Origin of the sequence: Microbacterium sp., from assembly GCF_039812165.1 — a bacterium.
Lineage (GTDB): Bacteria > Actinomycetota > Actinomycetes > Actinomycetales > Microbacteriaceae > Microbacterium.
This window is the reverse complement of sequence record NZ_JBDIAB010000158.1, coordinates 1-6,796: the sequence shown is the minus strand read 5'-3', so window position 1 is coordinate 6,796 and position 6,796 is coordinate 1. Positions and strand designations below refer to the sequence as shown.

6 protein-coding genes and 1 pseudogene are annotated in these 6,796 nt (G+C 74.3%); 1 reads left to right on the top strand and 6 read right to left on the bottom strand.

What is annotated here, in order from left to right; genetic code table 11:
• The coding region (locus WML84_RS11510; RefSeq protein ID WP_347346285.1) for an ABC transporter ATP-binding protein at window positions 1–578 on the top strand (578 nt) is incomplete at its 5' end.
• 110 nt (window positions 579–688) lie between these two features.
• Here the strand turns inward: WML84_RS11510 and WML84_RS11505 are convergent.
• From WML84_RS11505 to WML84_RS11480, 6 genes and pseudogenes are all read right to left on the bottom strand, one after another.
• A complete protein-coding gene (locus WML84_RS11505; RefSeq protein ID WP_347346284.1) occupies window positions 689–1,960 on the bottom strand; it encodes a caspase family protein in 1,272 nt (423 codons plus the stop codon).
• Window positions 1,961–2,048: 88 nt separating this feature from the next.
• Window positions 2,049–2,699, bottom strand: a complete 651-nt coding sequence (locus tag WML84_RS11500; RefSeq protein WP_347346283.1) for a hypothetical protein — start codon at window positions 2,697–2,699, stop codon at window positions 2,049–2,051.
• Window positions 2,700–2,996: 297 nt separating this feature from the next.
• The gene (locus WML84_RS11495; protein ID WP_347346282.1) at window positions 2,997–3,620 is read right to left on the bottom strand and encodes a response regulator transcription factor; all 624 of its coding nucleotides are present in this window, start codon (window positions 3,618–3,620) and stop codon (window positions 2,997–2,999) included.
• Window positions 3,621–3,751: 131 nt separating this feature from the next.
• Window positions 3,752–5,116, bottom strand: a complete 1,365-nt coding sequence (locus WML84_RS11490) for an MFS transporter (RefSeq protein ID WP_347346281.1) — start codon at window positions 5,114–5,116, stop codon at window positions 3,752–3,754.
• Window positions 5,113–6,270: an aminotransferase class I/II-fold pyridoxal phosphate-dependent enzyme gene (locus WML84_RS11485; protein ID WP_347346280.1), complete on the bottom strand. Its 1,158-nt coding sequence runs from the start codon at window positions 6,268–6,270 to the stop codon at window positions 5,113–5,115. The genes WML84_RS11490 and WML84_RS11485 overlap by 4 nt, the downstream gene beginning before the upstream one ends.
• 9 nt (window positions 6,271–6,279) lie before the next feature.
• Window positions 6,280–6,618 (bottom strand): annotated as a pseudogene (locus tag WML84_RS11480) (iron ABC transporter permease); the annotation flags it as partial.
• Window positions 6,619–6,796: the final 178 nt, after the last annotated feature.

The following is a 6,796-nucleotide window of genomic DNA, read 5'->3' as shown; positions in this document are numbered from 1 at the left end:
GCCCGACCGCTCCGGAGGGCATCGCGGTCGCCGACCTCGTCGGGCGGGGCCGGCATCCGCATCAGCGCCCCCTCGCGCGCTGGAACGAGCACGACTACGAGGTGGTGGCCGCATCACTGGCCGCCACCGGCATCGCCGACCTCGCCGACCGTTCGGTCGACGAGCTCTCGGGCGGCCAGCGGCAACGGGTGTGGATCGCGATGGCGCTCGCGCAGGAGACCGACATCCTGCTCCTGGACGAGCCGACGACGTTCCTCGACGTGTCGCACCAGATCGAGGTGCTCGACCTGCTCACCGACCTCAACCGCGACCGCGGCACGACCATCGTGATGGTGCTGCACGACATGAACCTCGCGGCGCGCTACGCCGACCACGTGTTCGCGATGCGCGCGGGCGAGGTCGTCGCCGACGGCCCGCCGCACGCGGTCATGACGAGCGACCTGATCCGCGAGATCTTCGCGCTGGATGCCGTCGTCATCGACGACCCGGTCTCGGGAACCCCCATCGTGCTGCCGCGCGGGCGTCACCACGTGCTGCCCCGTCCGGGCGCCTCGGGGCTCGCCGAGCCGCAGACCTGACCCGGCGCCGTTTCGCGAGACCCCTGTCGTGCACCGAGACCGCACGTCGGACATGCGGTCTCGGTGCGCGGACGGAGTCTCGCGGAACGACGCGGGTGCCGGGGCGCGAGTCAGACCGTCAGGGGGCGCTGGCCCTCGAACGCGGCATCGCGGGGCGTCGACCAGAACAGGTTCGGCGACTGCGTCGCCGGCATGTCGGCGAGGATGCGGGCGTGGAGATCGGCGTAGTCCCGTGCCGACGACCACTTCTGCCGCAGCTCCCGCGTGAACGCGCCGTTCTGGTGCCCGGTCGGATCGGGGCGCCCGTCGCTCGCCGTCTGGTTGTCCTGGCACGCCGAGAGGAGCAGCACCTTGCAGCGCGGCGTCGGTGCGCCGGCCGCGCGGTCCACGGCATCCCGGTACAGCTCGGCGCGCGCGAGGACGTCCCGACGCGCGTCGTCCAGGTCGAGGAGGCGAGGCCGGTCGATGACGCCGAGGTCGCGCTCCGCACCCCAGGCGCCGACGAGACTCCCGACGACCGAGGCCGCCAGGTCGCGCGACGCGCCGGGACGCACGTCGCCGGCCTGCTGCAGCACCGCGGCCATCGACTCGGCCAGCGACAGCTCGAGGCGCGTGGCGTCGGCGGGTGCGAGGTCGACGAGACGGGTGTCCCGCGCCTGCTCGGTCGCCCGCGACACCTGCGCCGTGAGCATCTCCAGCGCGCGCGTGACCGTGCCGCTGTGACAGCTGTCCGAGATCACCAGCACCCGGACGTCGGGCTGGAACAGGCCCCACAGGGCGTACAGCTCGTCGTCGATGAGCTGACGGTCCCACAGCACCCAGGTCTCGCTGCGGCCGTCGTCCTCGGCGGGGTCGGGAACCTGGCTGCCGTGTCCGGAGTACGTGAGCAGGAAGATGTCGCCGGCGGCCAGCTGACCGGCCGCCGCCCGGATGCCGTCGATCACGGCCGCGGACGTCGCCGCCCCGTCGAGCAGCTGCCGGACCCGGAAGCCCTGCTGCTGGGCGAGGTCGCGCATGTCGTTCGCGTCGTTGATGCAGCCCGCGAGGGGCGGCACGTGGAACGGGTACGACGCCGGATCGACGTTGTTGAGGCCGATGTGCAACGACAGCCCGACCGGCTTGCGGCCGGCCGGCGCGCCGGAGCCGAGGAGCGCCGACGTGAGCGCGGCGATCGTCAGAGGACCGACCGCGCCGTCGACGACGAGGCCGGCGGCGCGCTGGAACGCCTGCACGGCGGCCAGCGTCCGCGGCCCGAAGTCGCCGTCGATCGGTCCGGGGTCGTACCCGGCCTGGCCGAGCATCTCCTGGAGCTGACGGACGTCCTCCCCCTTGTCGCCACGGCGGAGCGTGCGAGCGAAGACCGCTCGATTCATGCTGAGCATGGGATTTTCCTTTCGTGTGCTGAGGCGGCTCGCGGCGGAGGATGCTGTCGCCCCTCCGCCGCGAGCCCACCGGTCGTGTGGCCGGGTGTCACCAGGCGGTCTCGGCGACGTCGCGGCGTCCGCCGAAGATGGAGCCGAGGATCGACGGCGCGGCCTGGAGGATCTGCGGCACGACGGCGCCGAGCAGCGATCCGATGAAGCGCTCCGAGACCTCCGGGTCGGAGATCGACGGAGGCGCGTCGTCCACCCCGCGCTGCTTGTTGAACAGCGAGATGATCGACGGCGCAGCCGACACGATGGCGGGCACCACTGCCGCGAGGAACGGCAGGAAGCGCTCGTTCTCCTCCTCGACGCTGCGCGGCGCGGGGCGGCCCTGCAGCGCGCCGACGAGCGTCGGCACCGCGTCGATGAGCTTGGGCAGCAGCGCGCTCAGGATGGCGCTGAAGTCGCGCGAGACCGCGTCGGCGTCGCGCTGCTCGGGGATGCCGAGGTCGCGCCGGCGCTGCTGGAGCAGGCCCAGGATGCCGGTGGCCACCTTCGGGACCACGACCGAGGCGAGCGCACCGAGGGCCGCGCCGAAGAACCGCTGCTGCTCGGCGGCGTCGGCCGAGACCGGGGCCTCCGCGACGTCGGCGCCGAGGTCGCGCTGACCCGAGCTCACCTGGGCGGCCGTGAGGTCGCGGGCGATGGCGTCCACGAGCCGGCGGGTGTCCTCGTCGAGGGCGGGTGTTGCGTTCATTGTTCTCTCCTTTCGCTGGGCGGTCCCCCCGCCCACACATCCAGGATCGAGCGGCGCCCGCCGTGTCGCGCAGTCCGCTCGGGCCGTCCCGCGGGCAGCGCACGCTGCGCGAACGGGGCCCCGCTCGGGCAGCGAGCGCTGCCCTTCGGTCTGCCCCGAGGGATGCACGTCGAGGCCCCCGAGGGCAGCGCACGACGTCCATCGGTGCGGCCCGTGAGGGCACCTCGATCTGCCCGAAAGGGCAGTCGTGCACGCCCGTCGAGGCATGAGGGCACGACGCCGCCACGGGGCGTCGGGTCAGATCAGCCCTTCACGCATGGCGTAGGCGACGGCGTGCGAGCGGTTGCGCAGCTGCAGCCGCGTGGTGACGTCGTGCAGCACGTTCTTCACGGTGCGCTCGGAGTACGACAGCTTGCGGGCGATCTGCGCGGTGCCCCACCCCTCGGCGACCAGCCGCAGCACCTCGACCTCGCGCGCGGCGAGGCCCGAGAACGGGATGCCGCGCGGCCCGAGCACCGTGCGCTGCAGGCGCCCGACCTCGTCGAGGAGCTTGCCCAGCAGGTCGGGCGGCACGGTCCCCTCGCCGGCGGCGGCGGCGCGGATCGCGGCGACGAGCCGGTCGGGCCGCGCCTCCGCCCGGCGGATGAGCCCCACGACGCCGGCCTCGACGGCGCGGACGAGGTCGCCGTCGCCGAGCTGGGTCGCGATGAGCACCGCGCGCGACCGCCCCTGCCGCTTCAGCGAGCGGAGGGTCGTGAGGGTCTCCTCGTCGACCGCGTCGGCGACGACCACGGCGACGTCGGGATCGTCCGGCTCCTCGGTCGAGACGAGCCTCACCTCCGGTCTCGGGCGGAGCTGGCTGACGATGCCCGCCTCCGAGATCGGGTCGCGCGCGTCGATGCGCACGGACGTGCGGTTCATTGCTGCCCACCTCCCGACGAGCGGCGTGCCGTCGAGACCTTCCGAGCCCCTCCCGCTCTCCCCGCTCGCATGATACGGACAGGAGTGCGCGGCGATACGGGTGATACGCCCGTGACGCTTTCCGTGCCCGCTCAGCGCGGCTGCGTCGCCTGCTCGTGCGCCCGGCCCACCCGCAGCCCGGGCAGGAGCGCGAGGAGCGCGAGGCCGGTCGCGATCGCGAACACCGCGGGGAATCCGGCATCCGTCGCCGTGAGCGCGACGAACGTGAGCCCGAGGACCGCGATGGACGCCGCGGCCCCGACCGAGTCGGCGATCGACAGCGCCGACGAGTTGAAGCCCTGGTTGCGCGGCGTGGAGTACGCGAGCGTGAGGACCGTCAGCCGCGGATACATGAGACCCATGCCGCCGCCGGCGAGGGCCCAGCCGGCGATCACGACGGCGGGCGGCAGGTGCAGCGCCGCGGTGACGGCGGCGATGGCCGTCGCCGAGGAGAGGAGCGTCACGCCGATCAGGGCGATGCGGGTGTTGCCGAGCCGGTCGCCGAAGCGTCCCTGCAGGTCGGCGCCGAGCGCCCAGAGCAGCGCGGCGGCGGTGAGGCCGAGCCCCGCCCATGTCGGCGAGAAGCCGTAGCCGTCGATCAGCAGGTAGGGCACGTAGATCTCGGCGCCGAACAGGCATCCGGCGATGAGCGCGCGCATCAGGATGACGCTCGGCAGCCCCGGTCGCGCGAGCAGCGTGCCGCGCGGCAGCAGCGGGCGCGAGGCGAAGGCGATCAGGGCGAGGGATGCCGCGATCACGACCGGCGCGAGGCCGCCGGCCTCGCCGGCCAGGCTCAGCGCGAGCGCCGCGACCGCGACGAGCACCGACCAGCCCAGCCGCGCCGCGATCGGGGCGCGGCTCGGGTCGTCGGTGCGCAGCGACAGCCCGTGCAGCTTGACGTAGACCATGGTGAACGCCAGCCCGGTGAGCACGGCCACCCCGAGGAACACCCACCGCCAGTGCAGGTACTCGGCCACGACGCCGGCGAGGAACGGCCCGATGATCGACGGCACGACCCACGCGGCCGAGAACGCCGCGAACACGCGGCCGTGCAGCTCGGAGGGATAGACGCGGGCGACGACGACGTACAGCGCGACGGTCTGCCCCCCGGTGCCGAGCCCCTGCAGGAGGCGCCCGGCGACCAGCACCGGCATGGTCGAGGCGAGCCCGGCGACGAGGAGGCCGGCGACGAACACCGCGACGGCGGTGGCGAGCGGCAGGATCGGGTCCTTGCGGTCGCACCACGCGCCGACGGCGACCATGCCGACCACGCTCGTGGCGAGAGTGCCGGCGAACGCGACCGCGTAGAGGGTCGCCCCGTCGAGGTCGGCGCTCACGAGCGGCATGACGGTGGTGACGGCGAGCGCCTGCGTCGCCGCCAGGAAGATCATCGCGACGGCGCCCGCGGTCACCCACGCGTACCGCGGATGCCAGACGCCCTCGCCCGCGGGCGTCACGACGCGAGCGCGCCGATGCGCGCGACGGCCTCGCGCAGCACCTCGGGCGCGCAGCCGTAGTTCAGGCGCACGTGTCCGATGCCCTCGAGGCCGAAGCTCGGACCCGGGTTGAGCGCCACGCGCGCCCGGGTGCGGATGTGCTCGGCGGGGTCGTCGCCCCACCCGTGGTCGGAGACGTCGATCCAGGCGAGGAACCCGGCATCCGGCACCCGGTAACGGGCGCGCGGCAGGTGCTCGGCCAGCAGCTCGGCCAGGAGGAGCCGGTTCGACTCGAGCGTGGCGCGCAGGCCGTCGAGCCACGGGTCGGACGCCTCGGAGAACGCCGCCACGCCGGCGAGCGCTCCGAACAGGCCCGTGCGCCACTCCACCTCCGCGGGAAGGCCCCGCAGCGTCGCCGTTCGCGCCGGGTCGGCCGCGACCATGAGGGCGCACTTGAGGCCCGCGAGGTTGAACGCCTTCGAGGCGCTCGTGACCGCGAACCCGACGCGCGCGGCCGCGTCGGACGCGGCGAGGAACGGGGTGTACGCGATGCCGTCGCGCACGAGCGGCGCGTGGATCTCGTCGCTGATCACGACCGCGCCGTGGCGCTCGGCCGACGCGGCCAGCGCGGCCAGCGTCTCGCGCGCGTGCACGGTGCCGGTGGGGTTGTGCGGGTTGCACAGGAGCACCGCGCGGGCGCCGGCGGCGAGCGCCGCATCGATGCCGGCCAGGTCGAGCTCCCACCCGGCGCCGGTGTCGAAGAGCGGCACGGGGGCGGTGACGGCGCCGGCCTCGTCGATGCACATCGGGAACGGCGGGTACACCGGCGGCGTCGTGACGACGCGGTCGCCCGGGGCGACGGTCGCCCGCAGCAGCTCGACGACGCCCATCATGACGTCGCCCGTGGAGCGCACGCGCGCGGGGTCGACGTGCCAGCCGAAGCGGCGCAGCGCGAAGTCGGCGAACGCGTCGCGCAGGCCCGGCTCGGGCGGCGTATAGCCGGTGTCGCCGAGCGCGACGGCCTCGGCGAGCGCGGCCGTGATGGGCTCGGCGAGCGGGAAGTCGGTCTCGGCCACGAACATGGGCAGCACGTCGTCGGGGTACGTGCGCCATTTCGTGCTGCTGCGCCGGCGCAGGGCCTCGAGCGGCAGCGCTTCGAGTGGGGTCGCGCTCATCGTTCGAGCCTACCCGGGCCGACCCCCGGTCTCCGTGCCGCCGAGACGCCAGGCGCTCGCGGCATCCTGCTGCCGCCAGAACTCGGCGAAGCGCCCGCCGGCGGCGAGCAGCCCGTCGATCGTGCCGTCCTCGACGACGCGGCCGTCCTCGAGGAAGACGACGCGGTCGGCGGCGCGGATGCTGCTGAGCCGGTGCGCCACGATGACGCGCGTGCGCGGGCGCGGGTCGTCGGCCAGCGCGGCCGCCACGGCCGCCTCGTTCTCGGCGTCGAGCGCGCTGGTGGCCTCGTCCACGAGCAGCACCGGCGCGGGCTTGAGGAGCGCACGCGCGATCGAGACGCGCTGGCGCTCCCCGCCCGACGATCAGCGTCCCGCGCAGCGGCGGGGGTCGTCCGGCGGGAATCGTCCCGGCCGGCCCGGATCAGATGGCGAAGCCGAGCGCCCGCATCATGTCGCGGCCGTCGTCGGTGATGCGCTCCGGCCCCCACGGCGGCATCCACACCCAGTTGATGCGGAACCGGTCCAC